We start from the raw sequence: 21710 nt of genomic DNA on the forward strand, positions 1-21710 counted from the left end.
AAAGCGACACGATAACACTATGCGAAGAACCTTCTCAATTTCACTACTCGGCTGCATATTGGCCATCAGTTCGCACGCGGCCCAAGAGATACTATTGCGCCTACAGCCCAGTCTGGACGCAGCGGTAATCGCAAAGGTCACAGCCAGTCAAAAGGTGCTCCTTGACACGGCGCCCGCCCCCATCAATGCCGAACTTGGCTGGCGCCAAATCGCTCTACCAACTCCATTTGAAGGCTATGTCCCGGAGGCGACACTCAGCAAGAACTTCACCATCATCGAAGGCACACCCGTCCACTACCTTCCCACCAACGAGTCCGTAAGTATCACCCAAATCGATAAAAATGATCACTACGAGGTCTTACGTGTCAAAGAAGCATGGGCAACAATTCGGGTCCAAAAAGACATTACAGCTTACTTCCTCTACAATACTGAGGAAGCAAGCGCCTCGAACTGGACCGCCCCCCTCAATACCCCACAGGCGAACAAGGTGAACGATACAGATTCAGCGCCTAAACCCATTGCCTTCCCGGAACCAGTCACCATCCCTGCCCCACGCGCCCGTATCAATCCCGACCAGCCCATCGCACAACTCGACCCCACCACACTCCCCCCAGAGAATGTCACCTGGCAAGCCGCAGCTCAGAATGAAAAACAAACAGAGCGCAAGGCTCATGATCAGGATCCGCACACACCGCAGCTCTCGCTGCCCATCATGGTTTCACCAGATCAAACACAAGCGAGAGAAAACATCCCCGAACTCGGTCCCGCAAAAACCCCACGCCTGCTAACTGGCACACTAATCCGCGAAATTAATGTCGAGGGGCCAGGCTATCCAATTCGTCTACGATCTCCCGAAGGCCGCTTGATCGCCTATGTGGACTTCTCCAAGATCTACATCAGTGACCTCACCCCCTACCTCAACCAGAAAGTCTACCTACGCGGACAAATCTATCCACTGCCCAAGACCCATAGCCAACTCGTGATCCAAGCGGAAACACTCCGCTTAGCTGAGTAGTCAAGATGCAAGCAATAAAAAACATCACCTTTGCGGTCAATACCACCAAGCCAGGAGCCGAAGAGGCTGCTCGCTATCTTGCGGGCATAGCTGATTGCGAGGGCGTGCGAACTACCATCAGCAGCGACTACCCACTCCAAGCTGATGCGCTCGACGAACAGGACCTCTGCTGCTCAATCGGAGGGGATGGCACCCTGCTAGGGGTACTCGATGCCGCGCTCCAATCAGGCTGTGCCGTGCTCGGAGTCAACATGGGGAAACTCGGGTTCCTAGCCACATTCACTGCCGAAGAAGCTGCGCAGGACCTGCCACAGCTCATTCAAGGCCACTACGAAATCGCAGAGCGCTCCGTACTTCAGTGCACCACTCGCAATGGTGAATCGGTTTATGGACTCAACGATGTTGTGTTAAAAGAAACCGACGGCCTCGGCCTGATACGGCTACAAGTCGCTTCCAACGGCAACCCTGTGTCCGAATACCATTGCGATGGCCTCATATTTTCCACCCCCACCGGCTCGACTGCCTATAATCTCTCCGCAGGCGGGCCTATTATCGGGCCCAAAGTCAGTGCCATCGCAATGACACCGATCTGCCCCCATACGCTGGGTAATCGCTCCGTGATCTTCGACAATTCCTCACGTATCAGCGTCACCCATCTCGAACCGGGTCCCTGTCCACGCATTACCATCGATGGCCGCGTGCGTTTTGCCTCAGCCGACAACTTTCCCATCGAGATCGCCGTCGCCGAACGCAGTTTCCGCCTGATGCAACACCCCGACCACTCCCACTTCGCCATCGTCCGCGACAAACTGCGCTGGGGCGACCCGACAATTCGGTAAACGAATTGCCGGGAGTGGAAAGTTGGGAGTGAGACGTGGAAAGTAACTACAATGAGTATACAAAATTACATCACGGAACCCCGGCTCAAAGAAGCCCTGGACCTCGCCAACGAAATCAAACGCATGACACATGCACTAATCTCCAAACTAAAATAACTCCCTCTTTACTGCGCGCAAAGCGCACCTCCCTCAACTCTCGACTTCCCACTCTCCACTTCCCACTTCCCACTTCCCACTCCAAAAGTGAGCATTTTAGACAACATCGCAAAGCCCCAACGTGAGGCAGCCCTCAAAGTCGCTGAAATCCTGCGCCAAGCCGGCGGCCGCGCACTTTTGGTCGGCGGCTGCGTGCGCGACGGGCTGCTCGGCATTCCCGCCAAGGATATCGACATCGAAGTCTATGGCCTCGATGCCGACGCAGTGGAAGCCGCGCTCAAGCCTCACTTTCGCTTGGACACGGTCGGGCGTGCCTTTGGTGTCTTCATCCTCAAAGGGCTCGATATCGACATCGCCCTGCCCCGCCGCGAGTCCCGCACCGGTCCCAAGCACACAGATTTTAAAGTCGAAGGCGATCCCCACATGTCGCCCCGCGAGGCCGCTTCACGCCGCGACTTCACCATCAACGCCATCAGCTACGACCCGCTCACGGGCGAGCAACTGGACCCCTATAACGGCATCACCGATCTTAAAGCGAACTGCCTGCGCCACGTCTCCGAGGCCTTCAGCGAAGACCCGCTGCGCGTGCTGCGTGGCATGCAATTCATCGCCCGTTTCGACCTCACGGCCGCCCCCGAGACCATCGCACTCTGCCGCCAGCTCTCCCCCGAACACCTCCCAATGGAGCGCCTTTGGGAGGAATGGAAAAAGCTCATCCTCAAAGGGCAACAGATCCGCAAAGGTCTCAACTTCCTGAAAGACTGCGATTGGCTACAATATTTCCCAGAGCTAGCAGCGCTCGACGGCTGTGAACAAGAGCCACAATGGCACCCGGAAGGTGATGTCTGGACCCACACCGGCCACTGCCTCGACGCCTACGCCGCCCACCGTATCGGCGACGAATGGGAAGACCTCGTCGTCGGCTTCGCCGTGCTCTGCCACGACTTTGGCAAGCCCGACACCACCTACACCGACGACAACGGCCGCATCCGCAGCCCCCGCCACGACGTGCTCGGCGTGCCGATCGCCAAAACCTTTCTCGAGCGCCTCACCCGCCAGAAGAAAATTTTCGAAGAAGTGCTCCCACTCGTCGAGCAACACATGCGCCCACTGGCCCTTTACCGCGACGGCGCCGGCGACTCCGCCATCCGCCGCCTGGCTGCCAGAGTCAAGCGCATCGACCGCCTGGTCCGCGTCGCCCACGCCGACAAAAACGGCCGCCCGCCCATCGAATCCGATGGCTACCCCGAAGGCCAATGGCTACTTGATAAAACAGCCGAGCTCGCCATTCAGGACAACGCCCCCAAGCCCATCCTACTCGGGCGTCACCTCTTAGAGCTCGGCATCAAGCCCGGCCCCCACTTCGGCAAAATCCTCGACCGCGCCTACGAAGCCCAGCTCGACGGCGCCTTCACCGACGAGGAACAAGCCCGCGACTACCTCAAAAAGCTGGTAACCGAGATCTTGTAGGAGCTTCACCTGTCAAGACCGCCGAACACTAGCAGTCGCCCGAAACGTAGCAGGGTTGCTTTAGCGCCCTGTTTCCATGCCGAGCCGCTTTCAAAACACCAAATCGGGCGCTAAAGCAACCCGACTACAGCACCCAGCAACTTTCCCACATTCAAAGTTGGACCTTCGACGTTCGACGTTCAAAGTTCTTCTCCACATGAAATCTCTTTACCTACTCGACGGCATGGCGCTGGCCTATCGCGCGCACTTTGCCCTGATTCGCAGCCCCATTTACACCAGCAAAGGCTTCAACACCTCGGCCATCTTCGGCTTCACCGCCACCCTGATCGATCTGATCACCAAGCAAAAGCCAAGTCACCTCGCGGTGGTCTTCGACACCTCCGCCCCCACCGAACGCCACATATTACACCCCGAGTATAAGGCGCAACGCGAAGCCATGCCAGAAGACCTGGCCGCCGCACTGCCCCACCTCTCGCGTGTCGCCGAAGCCTTCGGCATTCCTGTGCTTAAAATGGATGGTTACGAGGCCGACGACATTATCGGCACCCTCGCCCACCGCGCGGAAGCGGACGGCTTCGACGAAATTTACATGGTCACCCCCGACAAGGACTTTGGCCAACTAGTCACCGACAAGATCAAAATGTATCGCCCCGGCCGCAAAGGCGACGGCGGCGAAATCCTCGGCGTCGAGGAGATCAAAGAAAAATGGGGCATCACCCGCGTCGACCAAGTCATCGACATGCTCGGCCTCTGCGGCGACGTCTCCGACAACATTCCCGGCGTGCCCGGCATCGGCCCCAAGACCGCCGAGAAACTACTGGCCAAATACGACACTGTCGAAGGCCTGCTCGACCACGTCGATGAGCTCAAAGGCAAACAACAGGAAAAAGTCCGCGACAACGCCGACCAAGCCCGCCTCTCCAAAAAGCTCGCCACCATTCAACTCGATGTTCCCATCGATTCCGACTGGGACGCCATCCAGCTGGAAGCGCCCGACCAGGAAAAGCTGATCCCGATCTTTGCGGAATTCGAATTCCGCACCCTCGGCAAACGCATCTTCGGGGCCGACTTCTCCGTGCAAGCCGCCGCCACCGACCTCGTGCTCATGAGCGAGGACGACGAGAAAGCCGCCAAGCAAGACCCGGGATCGCAAATCTCCGCATTTGCTGCGTCCGAGTCCGCCGACCCACAATTGGCCCTCATTCCCGAGATCGCCTTCAAAAAGTTCGGCGACCTCAAGACCGACTACCGCATCGTCGAAACCGATGCCGAACTCGCCGAGCTCGTCGGCAGCCTCACAGCAGCCAAAGCATTTGCCTTCGACACCGAGACCACCGGGCTCAATCCCCGCGCCGCGCAACTCGCCGGCATGTCTTTCTCCACCCAGCCACACAGCGGCTACTGGGTGCCCGCCAGCGAAGCCGCCCTGGCCGCGCTGCGCCCGGTCTTCGCCGACGCCACACTCACCAAAATCGGTCACAACCTCAAATTCGACCTGTCCATCTTAGAGGAAAACAACCTCCCCGTCGCCGGCCCCTGCTACGACACCATGCTGGCCCACGCACTGATCGACCCCGAACAGCGCCACAACCTCGACACACTCTCCGAGGACTTTCTCCAATACTCCCCCATTCGTTTCAGCGAGCTACTGCCCGACGCCAAAAAAGGCGAGTCGATCGACTACTCCGGCGTCGCCGAAAAGGACCTCGCCCACTACGCGATCGAAGACGCCGACATCGCGCTGCAACTCTGGCAAACCTTCGAGCCCAAGCTCAAAGAAAGCGGCCAGGCCAAAGTCTTTTACGACATCGAAGTGCCCCTACTGCCCGTGCTCGTCACGATGGAGCGTGAGGGCATCCGCATGTGCGAAGACACACTCGCCGCCACCGGTGCCTCACTCGAAAGCCACATCGCGCAACTACAAGCCGACATCTACCAAGTCGCCGGCCACGAGTTCAACCTCAACTCTCCCAAGCAACTCGGCGAAGTTCTTTTCAACGAACTCAAACTCGTCGAAAAGCCCAAGAAGACCAAGACCGGCCAGTTTGCCACCAACGAGCAAGTACTCTCCAGCCTCGCGCCCAAGCACCCGATCGTCGCCGACCTACTCGAATATCGCCAGCTCACCAAACTCAAGAGCACCTACATCGACGCCCTGCCCAACTCAGTCGACGCCAAAACCGGCCGCGTGCACACCCACTACGGCCAAGTGCAAACCGCCACCGGCCGTCTCTCCTCCAACGATCCCAATCTGCAAAACATCCCCGTGCGCAGCCCCAAAGGACGCGAGATCCGCAAAGCCTTTGTGCCGCGCGAAGGTTGGAAACTCCTCGCCGCCGACTACTCCCAGATCGAGCTACGCATCCTCGCCGCCCTCACTGGCGACGAAGGCCTACTCCAAGCCTTCAAAGAAGGGCAAGACATCCACACCGCCACCGCCGCCAAGATCTTTGGCGTCACACCCGAAGACGTCACCCGCGACCAGCGCAGCACCGCCAAAATGGTCAACTTCGGCATCCCCTACGGCATCTCCGCCTTCGGCCTAGCCCAGCGCCTCGGCACCGTCAGCCGCAAAGAAGCCCAAGAAATAATCGATAATTACTTCGCCCAATTCCCCGGTATCCCCGGCTACATGGAAGCACAAAAAGAAAGCGCCCAAAAGAAAGGCTACGTCGAAACCAAGTGCGGACGCCGCCGACACCTACGCGACATCAACTCCGGCAATGGCACCATCCGCGCCGCCGCCGAGCGCAACGCCATTAACATGCCCATCCAAGGCACCGCTGCTGACATGATCAAGATCGCCATGGTGCGCATTCAAAACGCCATCCAAGAAGCCGACCTAAAAAGTCGCATGCTACTCCAAGTGCACGACGAACTCGTCTTCGACCTAGAGCCCAGCGAAGAAGCCCAACTGCGCGAAATCGTCACCCAAGGCATGATCGGCGCGCTGGAACTCGCCTGCCCCATCGAAATCGAAATCGGCCTAGGCGACAACTGGCTCGAAGCGCACTAAAAAAGAGAAAAAACGTCTTAATGCAATGCGAACATCAGCTCATAAATAAACACCAAAGCGTAGAAAAGATCCAGCGCGTGGAGACAAGTCGAATGGATCTCGAACCAAACAGGAGTCAGGCACGAGATGATCAGTTCAAGCCAGAATGATGAGTCGCAGTTTGAAACTGACTAGAACACTTCTGTTTTAGATGGACACAAAATTCGTATCAGCAAAATGAGATCGATTCGCTAAATCAATCAGCCAAGGTTGACATCTGTTGCAGAGCTCAAATTCTCTACACATGCAAGAGACAAAAGTGGCCGTCATCGGTTTAGGAATTATTGGTTCAATCTGGGCAGCAAATTATGCCTCAGAAGATATGCTGGCAGCCAGCTGGAACCGTACTCCTAAACCAGATCTGGATCTCAAACAAACTGACTTAGCCGGCTGCGCCAAAGCAGCGCAGCATTTACAAATTTGCCTCTATGATGCTGATTCTGTACGCGAGGTGCTGAAACAATTGCTTCCCCATCTCAACGCAGGACATGTTGTGATTCAGTCCTCCACCATCGATGGCGAGAGTGCCACCGAGTTTTCGAAATTGGTACATAACACTGGAGCTCGCTATTTAGAGGCTCCTTTCACTGGTAGTAAACCTGCCGCCGAACAGAGACAAACAGTGTTTTTCCTCGGAGGATCCCCAGCCTTAGTCACTGAAATAGAACCACTATTAGCAAAGCTCTCCAGCAAGCGTTTCCACATCGGCACTCCCCATCAAGCAACTGCTGTTAAGTTAGCAATGAACTTACAGATAGCAAGTATTAGTCAGGCGCTATGTGAAGCCATTACACTCACTCGAAGTGCAGACATCAGCGACGATTGTTTCTTTGAAGTCCTTAGAGCCAATGTATCATGGTCAGGACTAGCAGAACTCAAAGAATCCAAGCTCCGACAGGCTGACTACAGTCCACAATTCTCGACCAAAAATTTACACAAAGATATGCGCTTAGCGAAACAAACAGCTAAGTGTGAACTACCACAACTGGAACGCACCCTACAAACCCTTGCGACTGCAGAGGCAGCTGGTTATAGCGAACAGGATTTCATTTCTATGATTCAATTACTGGAAGAATGAGCACTCGGCCTAACGCCACTCATGCTTCGGGTAACGCCCTGCTAATTCCTTGCGTACATGCTGATAAGCACCGCTCCAAAAGCCATCTAGATCATCCGTTAAATGCGCCGGACGTTGATTGGGTGCAAGTAATTCGACAAGAAGTGAAACTCGACCATTGGCGACGCGTAATTGACTGCTGGGTACATCGTAAAAATCTTGCAATTTAGAGGCAATGATGGCTCGACCGTCAGCTTCGTAGCGAATGCGAGCGGGACGATTACGGCGCGGTAAGCTCATTTCAGCAGGTGCATAGCTATCGATGTAATACAATTGCTCCGGGCGAATCCATTCCTTCACCGTGTCCAGCACTGGACGATCCTTAATATCTTTATAACTGAATGCTCCGTGACAGATTTGCTCAATCAAAAGTTGACGTGCTTCATCGTCAATCGAAGCGACTTCTGTCTCAGGACAGTGACGTGCCACAAAATTAACACGCTGTATCCAGTTTTCTACGACAGAATCCCATTTTTTTAAATTCAGTTTCCCTGCCACGACTTCAGCCGCCAGTAACGCAGCAGCTTCATCACAATTAGGCTCACCTCGATCATTCGACTTCAGCACTAGATCGCGAAAACGCCGTTCTTGACGACACACGACTCGCCTCGCCGATTCATCATAACGAGTCAGCTGCGCCTCGCTAAAGTCCGCATCAAATAATTCATCCAGCCACCGAGGTTCGACCACAGTCGCCAACCCTAATAATACCGTCACCTCACCGCGCAGCTCCCGTTCTTCAATCTCAGCTGCAACAAATAACTCACTCTCAACAACACTCTCACGCCGCAGCTCTCCGGAGCGCCCATGTACCATACGGCAGCGCCGTGTGCCACGATCGTTACGTATAGCAAGATGATCTGAGAATGCGACCAATAGGCACTTACAAATACGTTCTTCGAAATCAGGCAAAACACCTGAACGTACATCCAAACCAGCCTTTCCGGCAAGTTTCAGAATTTGCTGCGCCACTGCGCTCGCTTGGCGTGCCGCTCCAGCATGAATCCCCAATGCACCGCACGTATTGGGATTAAATTTAGCAGCATGTGCCACTTCCCAAGCTCTTAAATGTACAAAGAAATCAGAACGCGAATCCGCATGATCCTCAACCTGCCGCAACTGCTCACGTCGTATATGCGCGTCTCGCGCCGTACGATAAAAATGCCGGCCTTGGCTCAGAGCCGCAATTAAAGCTACATCTGGCAGCACCCCCAAACGATCTGCTTCGATCAATAAACGCGCATAACGAGGGTGCAGGGGGAAGCCAGCCATCTTGTCACCAAGATCAGTAATCAAATTGTCTGAATTCAAAGCACCTAAATCCCGCAATAATAGATAGGCACGCTCTAATACATCCGAGTCAGGCGCTTCGAACCAAGGAAAACACTTCAAATCTTGAATGCCTGCAGCGGCCAACATCAAAACAGTTTCCGACAAATCGACACGCTTCACTTCAGCTTCATCGCGCTCCGAACGCGCTAAATGCTCAGCCTCACTCCACAGCCTCACACAGACTCCCGGGCCCGTACGCCCCGCACGTCCGGTTCTTTGCTCCGCCGCCGCACGACTGATCGGCTCGACCAGAATCGAATTAATCCCTCGCCGCGCATCGTAACGCGCAATACGAGCCAGACCGCCATCAATCACTACACGTACTCCCTCAATTGTAATCGAAGTTTCGGCCACATTGGTTGAAACAATAATCTTAGGGCGTCCACCACTTGAAACAGCTCGATCTTGCGCATCGGGTGATAACTCTCCATGCAATGGCAGCACCTCATAGCCATGTGATTCAGGTAAGTTCTCGATACATTCGATCGTCTTGCGAATTTCGAAGGCCCCAGGCATAAAGATCAATACATCGCCACTCACTTTGGATGCGACTGATTTTTTAAAGGCGCCTGCAGCACGTTCCCAAACTGGGCCCGCCTGTCGCCCCAGCGCTGCGCCCGCATAACGAATCTCGACCGGGTACATGCGCCCCGCAGCCTCGACACGATGACACGGCGCAAGAAAATCCTCCAAAATGTCAATATCCAAGGTCGCCGACATCACTACCAACTTTAAATCCGCTCGTGCTTCACCTAGCACCTGTAAAGCACAAGCCAGGCTCAAATCACTCGTCAAATGACGCTCATGGAACTCATCAAAGACCACTGCCCCCACTCCCTTGAGCATTGGATCGTCTAAAAGTTGTCGCAGTAAAATAGCCTCTGTCACAAAGCGAATGCGTGTCTGTGCACTCACCACATTCTCAAAACGAATTTGGTAGCCCACCTCACCACCGAGTGGCACGCCTCGCTCGACGGCAACACGTTTCGCTAACAAACGAGCAGCCAAACGCCGCGGCTGTAGCACAACGATTTCACCTTCAATCTTAGAACGATCCAGTAGAATTTGAGGTATCTGTGTCGACTTGCCGGAACCTGTCGGAGCCGACAGCACGACGCGCCCAGTTTCTGCGAGACCTGTCAGCAAGTCGTCAGCGACATCATAAATAGGAAGAGTTGGAGGAATCGGTGGCATAAAATTCGGTCAGTATCATTTGAGGCAGAATCATTCCACTGCGTAAAGACTGGAAGGTCGTCATAAGGAGATGTCCTTCACGCATAAAAAAGAGATGTTGCCACCGTAATTCTACCTCAAACAGCGAAATCAAGGCCGCTTTCGCTGTTGAGCCTGCTTACAAAACACTGTCTACTCTTCCAAATGGACAGTGAATCATTACAGCGCAGTCTCCGTCAGGAGATACTCTTTGCACGTCGCAGGATCTACGAGGTCGGCGAAGCAACTCCGCTGCATTCGATTATTTTAAGGGAGCCCGACCTGCAAATCTTTGTAAAGCGCGAAGACCTCTCCCCCATTCATGCCTATAAGTGGCGCGGCGCATATAACCGCATGGCTCAGTTAAATGCCGATGAATTACAACGTGGCGTAGTCACTGCATCCGCAGGCAATCATGCCCAAGGTGTTGCGCTGGCAGCGCGCAAGCTCGGCACCCACGCGATTATTTATATGCCTCTATCCACGCCACGCATGAAGCAAGTTGCAGTGCAACGCCATGGTGGCGACTGCGTCACCATTCGCCTGCACGGCGACAGCTACGATAGTGCCAGTGGAGCCGCCCACAGTTGCGCAGCAAAAGATAGACTGACTTACATCCATGCCTACGATGACCTCGCTGTTATGGCTGGCCAGGGAACCCTGGCCGATGAGATCGTGATGTCTGGCAAAGGTCCCTTCGATGTTGCCTACTTACAAGTCGGCGGTGGTGGTATGGCCGCCGCCACCGCGAGCTGGTTGAAAATGAATTTCCCCGGGATTCATATCATCGGAGTCGAAGGAGTGCAGCAAGCCTCGATGGCGGCCGCGGTCAAAGCTGGCAGACCCATTGCATTGGACCAAGTTGACGTCTTTTGCGATGGCACTGCCGTGCGTAAAGTTGGCACCCTCACCCACCAAATCTGTGCTGAGCTTGTAGACGAATGGATGACTGTGAGCAACGATGAAGTCTCCGCCGCGATTCAATTTTTATGGGAGCAATTGCGCTGCATTCCCGAACCATCCGGAGCAATGGGAATCGCCGCGATACTCAAACAGCGCGAAGTACTCGCAGGCAAGCGAGTGCTCAGCATCCTATGTGGCGCGAATATGGACTTCGAACAACTCGCCACCATCGCTCGTCGCTCGGCAGTTGGTGCTGCGCGGCGCCGTTACCTTAAAATACAAATTCCCGAGAAGGCGGGAGCGATGTACCGACTACTGGAAGCACTCCCCGACACGGTCAATATTGTCGACTTTCAATATGGAAAAACCGACGCCGAAATGGCTGGCCCCGTCATCGGCTTCGACCTGTCCCCCATACAATATGCCGCCCTCACACAAGCGCTGACAGATGGTAAGTATACATACAGCGAAGTCACAGCCGAAACCGATGTTGCATTTCGACTCATTCCTTACGAGTCCAAGCTATTAAGAAATCCGACCTTCATCACACTGGAATTCCACGAACGCTCCGGAGCACTCGCAGATTTCCTACGCGCGGTGAGTCCACACTCAAACCTGGCCTATTTTAACTACATTTATTCGGGCGAGCGTGTCGGCCGCGCCCTACTCGGCTTTGAATTCGAAACAATCGTCGCACATGACAACTTCGAGCAAGTGCTTCAATCAGCTTCGCACGCCTACCGCGCCTACGAACTGGTTTCCCAAAATACCTTAAAACGCATTCTTGGGTAAAGTATCACAAGCCTCATACTTTGATGACCAATGATCACAGTAAACAGCGACGAAACGCTCAATATCTTGGCAGTCTGGTAGTAAAGACTTAATCATCGACCACTCATGTACGACTCCGGACTCATTTTCACGGCAATCATGCCGATATTCTTCATCATCCTCGCAGGGTTTATCGCTCGTCGAGTGGGCTGGTTGAACGAAGTCGCTGACCGGAGTCTGACTACGGTAGTCGTAAATCTACTCTATCCCGCCTTCATCTTCTCTCTGGTACTCGGCAATGAAGCGCTGCGTGAACCTGCGAATATTGTGCTGCCCCCGCTCATCGGGCTCACCACCATCGTCGCGGGCTTCGGAGGCATCATGTGGCTGGCACGCCAACTCAAAATCGGCGATCCGCGTGAATGTCGAACCTTTGCCTTTAGCACTGGCATTTATAATTACGGCTACTTTCCAATCCCAATCATCGCCTTATTATTTAACCGCGAAACCACTGGCGTCTTACTCGTCTACAACGTCGGTGTGGAAATCGCCATGTGGTCTCTGGGGGTCGGCTACATTCTTTCAGCCAACGACCCCAAGCCGATTTGGCGACGCCTGCTAAGTGCCCCGGTAATCGCCATCCTCGTGGCAGTGCCTCTTAACTGGCTACGTGTCGATCAGCACCTCCCCAACTTTGCCTTCGAATCAATTGATCTACTGGGAAAATGTGCGATTCCACTGGCACTACTACTGATCGGCGCGACTTTTGCTGATCTAGCCAAAGGCGTGCGTATCTTCGACCGTCTCCGAATACCAATCACTTCAGTCATCATTCGACTCGGAATATTCCCGGTCATCTTAATCTTCTTCGCCTTTCTCTTTCCCTTCCCAACGGAACTCAAAGCCGTAATGGTCGTGCAAGCCGCAATGCCCTGCGGCGTCTTCCCCATCGTGCTGGCTCGTCAGTTCGACGGTTCCCCCGAAGTCGCACTTAAAGTCGTACTCGCCACCACCATCGTTAGCTTCGTCACGATTCCACTCTGGATTTCATTCGGAGTGCGCCTACTGGGCCTATAACCAGTTCCAATGTGAGCAAATATAGAGCGACCGCTAGCGCACAGCCGAGAACGAATCTTGCTACCAAACGATTTGGCGGCTAAATACATTTTCTAGTTGGAGTCCGCGCTTGAGGCGGTTTTATCATCAGATATACTTTATCAGCCATCATTTATTACGCATAAGTCACTTTATCTATGTCCTCTGAATATAACGAAGATAGCATCAAGTCCCTCGATTGGAAACAACACATTCGCCTGCGTCCGGGCATGTATATTGGAAAGCTGGGTGATGGCTCCTCCTCTGACGATGGCATCTACATTCTGCTCAAGGAAGTAATCGACAACTCAATCGACGAGTTTGTGATGGGCAACGGTAAGGTAATCGAGGTCAACATCGACGGCACTCACGTCTCTGTGCGCGACTACGGCCGCGGTATCCCCCTGGGTAAGCTGAAAGACTGCGCCTCAAAAATCAATACGGGGGCGAAATACGATTCGGAAGCGTTTAAAAAATCCGTCGGCCTGAACGGCGTCGGTATCAAGGCAGTCAATGCACTCTCTTCCGAATTCGAAATCCAAGCATACCGCGATGGAAAAACCCGCTGCGTCAGCTTCTCACAAGGCGAGGTCATCAAAGAGGATTTAAAGGATCGCGATGAGACCGAAGCAAAAGACGGCACCGCACTCCGTTTCGACGCCGACCCCGAGATATTCGGCAGTATCCGTTTCCGCGATGACTATGTGGAAAACATGCTCTGGAACTACGCCTACCTGAACAGCGGCTTAACCATCGTCTACAACGGAAAAAAATTCAAATCAGAGAAGGGCCTCCACGACCTGCTGGACAACAAAATCGATGGAGAACCCATGTATCCGATTATCCACCTTAAAGACACTGACGTAGAGATTGCCTTCACCCACAACGACTCTTACGGCGAGGACTATTACTCCTTCGTCAACGGCCAACACACGACCATGGGAGGCACCCACCTCGCCGCCTTCCGCGAGTCACTCGCCAAGACGATTAAAGACTTCTACAAAAAGGATTTCGATGCCGTCGACATCCGCACATCGATATGCGCGGCTGTCAGCATTAAGGTCGAAGAACCTGTTTTCGAATCGCAAACAAAAACCAAGCTAGGCTCGCAAGACATGGGCCCCAAAGGTCCCACCGTGCGCACCTTCATGAATAACTTCATGAAGCAGGCGCTCGACAACTATCTACACCGCAATCCCGAAACAGCCGAGATTCTCGGAAAAAAGATTCAAGAGTCTGAGCGCAATCGCAAGGAATTGAAAGGCATTCAAAAACTCGCACGCGAGCGTGCGCGCAAGGCTAAGGTGCATAATAAAAAGCTGCGCGACTGCCGAATACACCTCGACAGTAAAAAGGATGGTCGCCTCGACTCCACCCTCTTCATTACCGAGGGTGATTCCGCTTCCGGCTCCATTACAAAGGCACGCGACGTCAATTCACAGGCAGTGTTCTCTCTAAAAGGCAAACCACTGAACTCCTTTGGCTTGACCAAAAAAGTCGTTTACGAAAACGAAGAGTTCAATCTGCTACAGGATGCACTCAACATCGAGAACGGACTCGACGATCTGCGCTACAACAATGTCGTGATCGCCACTGACGCCGACGTGGATGGCATGCACATTCGTTTGCTATTGATCACATTCTTCCTGCAATTCTTCCCCGAGTTGATCAAACAGGGACATCTCCACATCTTGCAAACACCTCTCTTCCGCGTGCGGAACAAAAAAGTCACCCGCTACTGCTACACCGAAGAAGAGCGTCAAGCAGCATTAGAGGAGTGCAAGCCCAAGCCTGAAATCACCCGTTTCAAAGGTCTGGGTGAAATTTCGCCAGACGAATTTCAGCACTTCATTGGCAAAAACATTCGTTTGGATCCAGTCATCATCCCCAAAGGCATGACGATTAAAGACATGCTGACCTTCTACATGGGTAAGAATACCCCCGAACGCCAGGAGTTTATCATCGATAATTTGAAAGTCGAAAAAGATATGGCGGACAAAGAAGCAGAAGCGGTGGCTTAGCGCTGAAAGTAGTGACGACTGGCCGGCCACCACTAGAGGCTCTGCTTAGTCCCCCTTCTTTTCACTGGCGAAGATTGTGATATCGGCCGACTTTTCGCCGGTGATCTCCTGGGCGCGCTTCAAGGCATCGCGTGTTGAAATAGTGGGGTTTTCTGGGTGATAGCGGAAGAAATTGCTCTCGCCCAACGTCTCCAAAAGACCGGAATTTTTAAACACTCGCTCCACGTAAGGATGTGCCCCACTCACAATGACATCCCGCCCATTGGAACGCGCAAAAAGCACCAGATCTTTGATCGTTAATGCGACAGAAGCATCGAGGTTATGCGCATTGCGTAAGCGTAAAATAATGACGCTTAGCGCTGGATGCTGAACTACGTGGCGCATTTGATCCAGAAAGACATCGCTGGAAGCAAAGAACAAGTCCCCCTCAACGTGCACGATCGCGATCTCGGGTCGATCCTTGCGCTCGCGCTCCAACTTTTGTTCTACTAGCTTACCACTGTCATCGAAGGACACTTCTTTAAGCCCTGGTTTACTTGCTTTATGCAGAAAGAGACCTATTGAAGCAGCGGCACCTAAGTAAATCGCAGTGTCAAGCGGCAGGAACAAACCACCAATAAAAGTTGAAAGAAAGACAGTCGCATCGCTGCGAGTCGTTTTCAACATGACCCAAATGGTGGTGCGATTAATCAGGGATAAGCCAACTAGAATGACTAACATGGCCAGTGCCGGCTTAGGAATATAACCTATAAAACGCCCAAATAAAAACAGTCCGGCCACCAACAGAACACCACTGAAAATACTGGAAATGGCAGTCTGCGCCCCACTGCGGAAGTTGAGCACAGAGCGCGTTAAAGAACCAGATACGGCCATTCCCCCTCCGAAGGCACAGGCAAAATTAGCTGCCCCCATACTGAGCATTTGCTGATTCAGATCGACTCGATCACCCGACTGAGCGGCAAGTGTCTTAGCGATCGAAGAGCTCTCTAAAAGTGAAAGGAACGCTACCGCCAGTGCACCATTCGCAATCACAGCCAAATCCCCTAGATCAAATCGTGGCAGGCCGAACGTCCACGAGCTCACACTAATCGGACTAAGCATTTCTGCATGAACACCGTAATGACCGAGAACTACAGCTAATCCACCAGCGATAAGTAAGGTGAGCGCTACGGTCGGCAAGCCCTTTGCCCAGCGCTTCAAGGGCAAATAGACCAATAAGGTAAGCGAGGCCATCGTCAGAGCCTCCCATTGCGTCTCACCAATACCAATAATTAGATTTTGTAAGGACTCAGCAAAGGTGCCCGCTCGCGGTACGTGTAGACCGAGCACTGTCTTAAGTTGGTTAACAATAATCAAACAGGCTGCGGCTGTGATATAACCAACCACAACTGCCCTCGATATATATTGAGTAATACTGGCCACTCCAATAAATGCACCCGCCACCATAAAAACGCCAACGAGAATGAGCATCATGGGTAAAGCGATGACGGCTTGCTCTGGTGCGTAGCCTAAGGTCAGAAAGGTGCTCAGCAGCATGACCGCGGTCGCATTGGTCGGCCCTAGCATAACAAAACGCGAACTCGCCAAAAAGGGACCAGTAATACTGGAAAGCGCCGAACAAAAGATCCCCATCTGCACAGGTAGTCCGGCGATCAGCGCATAAGCCATCCCCTGAGGAAAATCGAGTAAAGAGACATTGATCCCAGCACGAAAATCGGCCAGTGCTTTACCTACGGTATAGTTGCGTAGCGTTTGATAGAGTGGAAAAGGATGTAGACCACTTTTACGAAACCAATTCAATACTTTACCCAACATTAGAGATTAAGAAAATAAAGTATAGATGAGGCGCATTACGTACCGAGCTGTCAACCTTTCACTGGACTCAGAGCCTGATGATCACGACTGACGCGAAGGTTTTCTGCTGTTGCCGCTGAAAGAACTAATGCGCAACCAAACAGCGTGCGCACACTAGGGAATTCAGCAAAAAAGAGCATACTCAGCACCATTCCATAGGGCAGCATGAGACTGGTAATAATCAAAAGTGTCTTAGCTTCTAATTCACGCAAAGCAGACACATTCAAAAAATGTGGGATCGCTGTAAAAAATATGCCCAACAAGAGTAACTTCCCCCAATTCGCCTGAAGTTCCGCTGATGTCGTCGTACTGCCCGAAAAGCCAAAAAGCACGGCGATCCCAATCAGCTGATAAAATAGCAACACCAGGCCTGATGCGCTCTTGGCGCGACTACGTCGATGTAAATTCTGCCTCAAAGTAAGAAAAATGGCAGAAACCAGACCAAAGATAACTCCCTGCAAGTAACCATTCTCCCAATTAAAATTCGGCACTAAACAACAGACACCGATAAACACGAGCACACACAGCAGCAAATCGATGAAATCAGGCCACTTACGCCGCATCGCAGCTTCTAACAGAACTGAAAAAACAGGCGCCGAAAACAGTGCGGTAATCCCAATCGCCACTGTCGAATATTGAATGGCGGCATAATAAGTATACCAATGCAGACCAAAGATTGCACCTAGGCCGATCTGGAAATACATATCCCGCCGTCGTTCCAATCGTAGTGATTGGCCACGTAAACGACACAGCAACAACATCACCACCATGGCGACAATAGTGCGCCAGAAGGTAATCACACCCGCTCCCAATGGAATCCATTTGGCAAACAAAGCCGTACCTCCAAAAAGAAGTGTCGCGAGGTGAGCATTGAGCATTCCTTGTTTGTGCGTATCCATAAAGGCTTGCACTCTCTAGTATGCTCTTGCCAGGTCAAGCCTCTCAAAGGCTTTCATTCATCCAATCCACAACACTGAGAATAGATTCAAGTCTGGAACAAAAAACCGCGTACCTCTTCTACTGTTTATAGTGAATCCCATCAACTACACTCCACCCTTCGGACTTCGCAACGCCCATTTGCAGACCATCTATCCCACTCTCTTTAGAAAAGTGCCGGTGATCACGCAAGCACGCGAACGCATCACGACACCAGATGATGATTTTATCGATCTAGATTGGGCTCAAACGGAAGGTCGCAAACAATTAGTGGTGATCACACATGGTTTGGAAGGACATTCGCGCAGCCACTACTGCCAGGGAATGGCAACTGCATTTGAACAAGCAGGTTGGGATGCGCTTATCTGGAATTTCCGTGGCTGTAGCGGCGAGCCCAATCAACAGCTTTGTAGCTATCATAGCGGTGCAACTGGTGAGCTGCAAATAGTGCTAGAGCACATTTTTAACACAACCGCTTATCAGAAAATTGCGCTCATCGGCTTTAGCTTAGGCGGCAACCTGATGCTTAAATACCTCGGAGATCTCGGCTCGAAAATTGATTCACGAATTCACAGCGCGGTTGCCATCAGTGTCCCCTGCGACTTAGCCAGTAGCGCCAAGCAACTGGAGCACTGGCAAAACCGTATCTACATGGCTCGCTTCATGCGCAGCTTACGGCATAAAGTTCGCGAGAAGGCGCTGCGCTTCCCAGGCACACTAAACATAGATGGCCTTAAAAAGATGCGTACCTTCGCCGAATTTGATGAAGCTTACACGGGGCCCATTCACGGCTTTAAGGGAGCCCATGATTATTGGGCAAAGTGCAGCTGTGGACCAGTGCTTCCCAATATTGCGATCCCCACGCTGTTAATCAACGCACTTGACGACCCATTTCTGACGCCAGCCTGTTTTCCCCACCAAGCTGCGGCCACAAACCCCAACTTCAGCTTAGAAACACCGTCACATGGCGGGCATTTAGGCTTCGTCACCCGCAGCCACACAAACGAATACTGGTCTGAAATAAGAGCAGTCAACTTTGCTACAAACTAACAGCGCGTCATCCCTCACCATTTGCGCATGCCAAGTGAAGGCAGTATCAACCCAGTTTACACCACGGCTGAAGCACTCGGCGACTTGCTTAGACCCGTGCACGCATGAATGCTTTTATCGCTTCAGGAGTCGGCTCCACACTGTGTTTAACGATTTCACGCGACTTTAATGCTTCTAGCGAAGGGTGTGTGGAATCTGTACCGATCGCAGTTTGAATCGTGTCTGGGAATTTCGCTGGGTGTGCGGTGGATAAAATAATCTCCTTGCCTGCGAAACCTTCAGCAAATCCACAAGCGGTATGCGGATCAGCGATGTATCCATATTTTGTATACACATCTTTAATGATGCTGGCAATCTGCGCGTCGTCGGTGCGGGAGCTGCTAAAACCAGCAGCATCGAACTGATCAAATACGTATTTTCCAGTCTGCTTGAAGGTCTGTATGATCTCGCGCACTTTGGCGGAATCGCGTCCTTCGGCGTAATAAAGAAAGCGTTCAAAATTAGACGCCACCTGAATATCCATCGACGGCGCCACGCTGGGTGCGACCTCATCGAGCTGATAAGTGCCCGTTTGGAAGAGTCGGTGCAAAATGTCGTTTTGATTGGTCGCCACGCGGAAGCCTTTAATCGGCACGCCCATGCGCTGCACCAACCAACCGGCCAGCACATTACCGAAGTTACCAGTGGGCACTACGAATGTAATGTCGTCGCGCACATCTTCCGGTAAACGGAAATAGGCGGACAAATAATACACGCACTGCGCGAGAATCCGCGCAAGATTGATTGAATTGACCGCAGATAAGCCAACTTCGGCGGCAAACTCATGGTCTTCAAAGACCGTCTTCATGGCCGTTTGCGCGTCGTCGAAGCTGCCCTTGATGGCCAATGGGAATACATTATCGGCCCCAGTGCAGGTCATCTGACGCTCTTGGAGGGGCGAAATACGGCCATCTGGATACAAAATAAACGTCGTGACGCCCTCCTTTCCCAGTAAGCCGTGGATCGCAGCTGCGCCGGTATCGCCGGATGTGGCTCCCAATACCGAAATACGACTCCCGGTGCGAGCAATCTGTGATTCGTAGAGATTGCCAAGTAATTGCAAGGCAAAGTCTTTAAACGCAAGTGTCGGTCCATGAAAAAGTTCCAACACATAGCGCTTATCGTCGAGCTTCACAATCGGAGCAATATCAGCATGATCAAACTTGGTGTAACTACGCGTGACGATCCGCTTAAGTTCAGCTGGATCAATATCAGTGGCAAAAACTGAGAAAAATGCCTCGCAAAGCGCCGCATACCCGAGCTTCGACCATTCCGCGAGTAAGGGCTTCAAATCTGGCAAGTCTTGAGGCAGATAGAGACCACCGTCAGGCGCAAGGCCTTGCGCCACTGCAGTGGAAAAAGAAACTGGTGGCACTTGGCCGCGTGTGCTGATAAATTGCATAAGATCCAGTTTGTCACCACAGCAACAGAGTCAATCGAGAATTACCCCGATTTCACCGCAAGACACAATTAAATGCCACAGGACCGAATGAGCCTGGTTCAGAGCTCTGGAATGCTAAGCAGCACTGACAGATTAGGCAGGTAACTGCCCCAAGCCAAAGGCCGCGTGCACTAAACGAGTGGCTTCTTCAGCCTCCTCAGGGTCAATTCCGACTGAGATTTTAATCTCTGAAGTACTGATCAGCTGAATATTAACGCTGCCCTTAGCCAAGGCCTCAAAGAGGGTCGCAGCGACCCCGGAATGCGAACGCATCCCGACACCGACCACCGATACTTTAGCAATATCACTGGCCTCGAAGAGCTTACCAGCGGCCTCGTCAGGAAAAGACTCCGTCACTGCTTTTTCGGCACGATAAATATCCTCGCGTGGCACAGTAAAGGTCATGTTGGCCTTCCCATCACGCCCCAGGTTCTGCACGATCATATCAACGCTGATCCCGGCAGAACCAAGCACTTGAAAGAGCTTGGCAGCAGTGCCGGGGCGATCGGGCAAATCGCTGACCACGATTTTTGCTTGGTTTTTATCAAGAGCAACGCCACTGACGACGACATCTTCCATAGAGGCAACTTCTTCTTTCACAATAGTACCAGGGTTGTTGTTAAAACTAGAACGAACTTCAAAAACGACATTAAATTTTTGCGCAAACTCGACTGCACGATTTTGCATTACCTTAGAGCCTGAGCTAGCGAGCTCCAGCATCTCCTCGTAAGAAATTTCATCGAGCTTCTTCGCATCCGGGACCAACCGGGGATCGGCCGTATAGACGCCATCCACATCCGTACAAATTTGGCATAGATCCGCCTTCAGCGCTGCTGCGATCGCGATTGCGCTCAAATCGGAACCACCGCGCCCCAGCGTAGTGATTTGTCCCTCTGCCGAGTAGCCTTGAAAGCCAGCCAAAATGACTACCTTACCAGCCGCCAATTGTTGCTGAATATCGCCCCCCGAAATGCTGGTAATACGCGCACGCGTGTGCGATGGGTCGGTCAAGATACCAGCCTGTGTGCCCGTGCGGGACACTGCAGGCACGCCGATCGCGTGTAAGGCCATGGCCGTTAAAGCGATGGTCTCCTGTTCACCCACCGTTAACAACATATCCATCTCACGCTCGTCAGGCTGAGGATTCAATGCTTTGGCACGACCAATTAATTCATTGGTGACACCAGAACGCGCGGAAACGACCACCACGACCTGATTGCCGGCGTCATAGGTCTCCTTGACCCGCTGCGCGACATTTTTAATTCGATCAACATCCCCGACCGAGGTGCCGCCATATTTCTGAACGATGAGTGCCATGTTGTTAGTTGGGAAAGTCTTAACTGTGATAAGTGAAGCCGCCTACGCAATACTAGCCGACAGAAGTTTCAAGGAAAGATTCTCCGA

At 52.7% G+C, this 21710-nt stretch carries 14 protein-coding genes; 9 read left to right on the forward strand and 5 right to left on the reverse strand.

Annotated elements, in window-relative coordinates; all coding sequences use genetic code 11:
- Positions 1-19: 19 nt before the first annotated feature.
- From QEH59_RS03775 to QEH59_RS03795, 5 genes are all read left to right on the forward strand, one after another.
- Entirely contained in the window at positions 20-1015 is a 996-nt protein-coding gene (locus tag QEH59_RS03775) for an SH3 domain-containing protein (RefSeq protein WP_308984020.1), read from the forward strand.
- A 5-nt stretch (positions 1016-1020) separates the two neighbouring features.
- Positions 1021-1854, forward strand: a complete 834-nt coding sequence (locus QEH59_RS03780) for an NAD(+)/NADH kinase (RefSeq protein WP_308984021.1) — start codon at positions 1021-1023, stop codon at positions 1852-1854.
- Positions 1855-2097: 243 nt separating this feature from the next.
- Positions 2098-3480, forward strand: coding sequence for a CCA tRNA nucleotidyltransferase (locus QEH59_RS03785; protein WP_308984022.1), 1383 nt, complete (start codon positions 2098-2100; stop codon positions 3478-3480).
- A gap of 196 nt (positions 3481-3676) precedes the next feature.
- Positions 3677-6496, forward strand: a complete 2820-nt coding sequence (gene polA, locus QEH59_RS03790) for a DNA polymerase I (RefSeq protein WP_308984023.1) — start codon at positions 3677-3679, stop codon at positions 6494-6496.
- A 283-nt stretch (positions 6497-6779) separates the two neighbouring features.
- Positions 6780-7613, forward strand: a complete 834-nt coding sequence (locus QEH59_RS03795; RefSeq protein WP_308984024.1) for an NAD(P)-dependent oxidoreductase — start codon at positions 6780-6782, stop codon at positions 7611-7613.
- Positions 7614-7622: 9 nt separating this feature from the next.
- Here the strand turns inward: QEH59_RS03795 and hrpB are convergent, their stop codons facing one another.
- Positions 7623-10178, reverse strand: coding sequence for an ATP-dependent helicase HrpB (hrpB, locus tag QEH59_RS03800; RefSeq protein WP_308984025.1), 2556 nt, complete (start codon positions 10176-10178; stop codon positions 7623-7625).
- A gap of 183 nt (positions 10179-10361) precedes the next feature.
- On the opposite strand from hrpB, the gene QEH59_RS03805 reads away from it, so the two are divergent.
- The 3 genes from QEH59_RS03805 (at position 10362) to QEH59_RS03815 (ending at position 14986) form a co-directional block, all read left to right on the forward strand.
- Positions 10362-11891, forward strand: coding sequence for a pyridoxal-phosphate dependent enzyme (locus QEH59_RS03805; RefSeq protein WP_308984026.1), 1530 nt, complete (start codon positions 10362-10364; stop codon positions 11889-11891).
- A gap of 105 nt (positions 11892-11996) precedes the next feature.
- Positions 11997-12947 carry an AEC family transporter gene (locus tag QEH59_RS03810; RefSeq protein ID WP_308984027.1) on the forward strand — a complete coding sequence of 317 codons (951 nt, stop codon included), beginning with the start codon at positions 11997-11999 and terminating at the stop codon, positions 12945-12947.
- A gap of 176 nt (positions 12948-13123) precedes the next feature.
- Positions 13124-14986 carry a DNA topoisomerase IV subunit B gene (locus QEH59_RS03815; protein ID WP_308984028.1) on the forward strand — a complete coding sequence of 621 codons (1863 nt, stop codon included), beginning with the start codon at positions 13124-13126 and terminating at the stop codon, positions 14984-14986.
- 45 nt (positions 14987-15031) lie between these two features.
- Here the strand turns inward: QEH59_RS03815 and QEH59_RS03820 are convergent, their stop codons facing one another.
- Together QEH59_RS03820 and QEH59_RS03825 are read right to left on the reverse strand one after the other, a co-directional pair.
- The gene (locus QEH59_RS03820; RefSeq protein WP_308984029.1) at positions 15032-16801 is read right to left on the reverse strand and encodes a SulP family inorganic anion transporter; all 1770 of its coding nucleotides are present in this window, start codon (positions 16799-16801) and stop codon (positions 15032-15034) included.
- 50 nt (positions 16802-16851) lie between these two features.
- Positions 16852-17739 (reverse strand): DMT family transporter, encoded by an 888-nt coding sequence (locus QEH59_RS03825; RefSeq protein WP_308984030.1) that lies wholly within the window; start codon positions 17737-17739, stop codon positions 16852-16854.
- Positions 17740-17869: 130 nt separating this feature from the next.
- Between QEH59_RS03825 and QEH59_RS03830 the strand changes: the two genes are divergently transcribed.
- Positions 17870-18826 carry a YheT family hydrolase gene (locus QEH59_RS03830; protein ID WP_308984031.1) on the forward strand — a complete coding sequence of 319 codons (957 nt, stop codon included), beginning with the start codon at positions 17870-17872 and terminating at the stop codon, positions 18824-18826.
- Between the two features lie 88 nt (positions 18827-18914).
- On the opposite strand, the gene thrC is transcribed toward QEH59_RS03830, so the two are convergent.
- Together thrC and QEH59_RS03840 are read right to left on the reverse strand one after the other, a co-directional pair.
- Positions 18915-20267 (reverse strand): threonine synthase, encoded by a 1353-nt coding sequence (gene thrC, locus QEH59_RS03835; RefSeq protein ID WP_308984032.1) that lies wholly within the window; start codon positions 20265-20267, stop codon positions 18915-18917.
- A gap of 132 nt (positions 20268-20399) precedes the next feature.
- The gene (locus tag QEH59_RS03840) at positions 20400-21623 is read right to left on the reverse strand and encodes an aspartate kinase (protein ID WP_308984033.1); all 1224 of its coding nucleotides are present in this window, start codon (positions 21621-21623) and stop codon (positions 20400-20402) included.
- Positions 21624-21710 lie beyond the last annotated feature (87 nt).

The organism is Thalassobacterium sedimentorum (genome assembly GCF_031127905.1).
In the GTDB taxonomy this organism is placed as follows: domain Bacteria; phylum Verrucomicrobiota; class Verrucomicrobiia; order Opitutales; family Coraliomargaritaceae; genus Thalassobacterium; species Thalassobacterium sedimentorum.

Excerpts from the sequence above, each read along its gene's own strand:
- QEH59_RS03775 (WP_308984020.1), top strand. The coding sequence starts at position 20 with ATGCGAAGAACCTTCTCAATTTCACTACTCGGCTGCATATTGGCCATC.
- QEH59_RS03780 (WP_308984021.1), top strand. The coding sequence starts at position 1,021 with ATGCAAGCAATAAAAAACATCACCTTTGCGGTCAATACCACCAAGCCA.
- polA (WP_308984023.1), top strand. The coding sequence starts at position 3,677 with ATGAAATCTCTTTACCTACTCGACGGCATGGCGCTGGCCTATCGCGCG.
- QEH59_RS03795 (WP_308984024.1), top strand. The coding sequence starts at position 6,780 with ATGCAAGAGACAAAAGTGGCCGTCATCGGTTTAGGAATTATTGGTTCA.
- hrpB (WP_308984025.1), bottom strand. The coding sequence starts at position 10,178 with ATGCCACCGATTCCTCCAACTCTTCCTATTTATGATGTCGCTGACGAC.
- QEH59_RS03805 (WP_308984026.1), top strand. The coding sequence starts at position 10,362 with ATGGACAGTGAATCATTACAGCGCAGTCTCCGTCAGGAGATACTCTTT.
- QEH59_RS03810 (WP_308984027.1), top strand. The coding sequence starts at position 11,997 with ATGTACGACTCCGGACTCATTTTCACGGCAATCATGCCGATATTCTTC.
- QEH59_RS03815 (WP_308984028.1), top strand. The coding sequence starts at position 13,124 with ATGTCCTCTGAATATAACGAAGATAGCATCAAGTCCCTCGATTGGAAA.
- QEH59_RS03820 (WP_308984029.1), bottom strand. The coding sequence starts at position 16,801 with ATGTTGGGTAAAGTATTGAATTGGTTTCGTAAAAGTGGTCTACATCCT.
- QEH59_RS03825 (WP_308984030.1), bottom strand. The coding sequence starts at position 17,739 with ATGGATACGCACAAACAAGGAATGCTCAATGCTCACCTCGCGACACTT.
- thrC (WP_308984032.1), bottom strand. The coding sequence starts at position 20,267 with ATGCAATTTATCAGCACACGCGGCCAAGTGCCACCAGTTTCTTTTTCC.
- QEH59_RS03840 (WP_308984033.1), bottom strand. The coding sequence starts at position 21,623 with ATGGCACTCATCGTTCAGAAATATGGCGGCACCTCGGTCGGGGATGTT.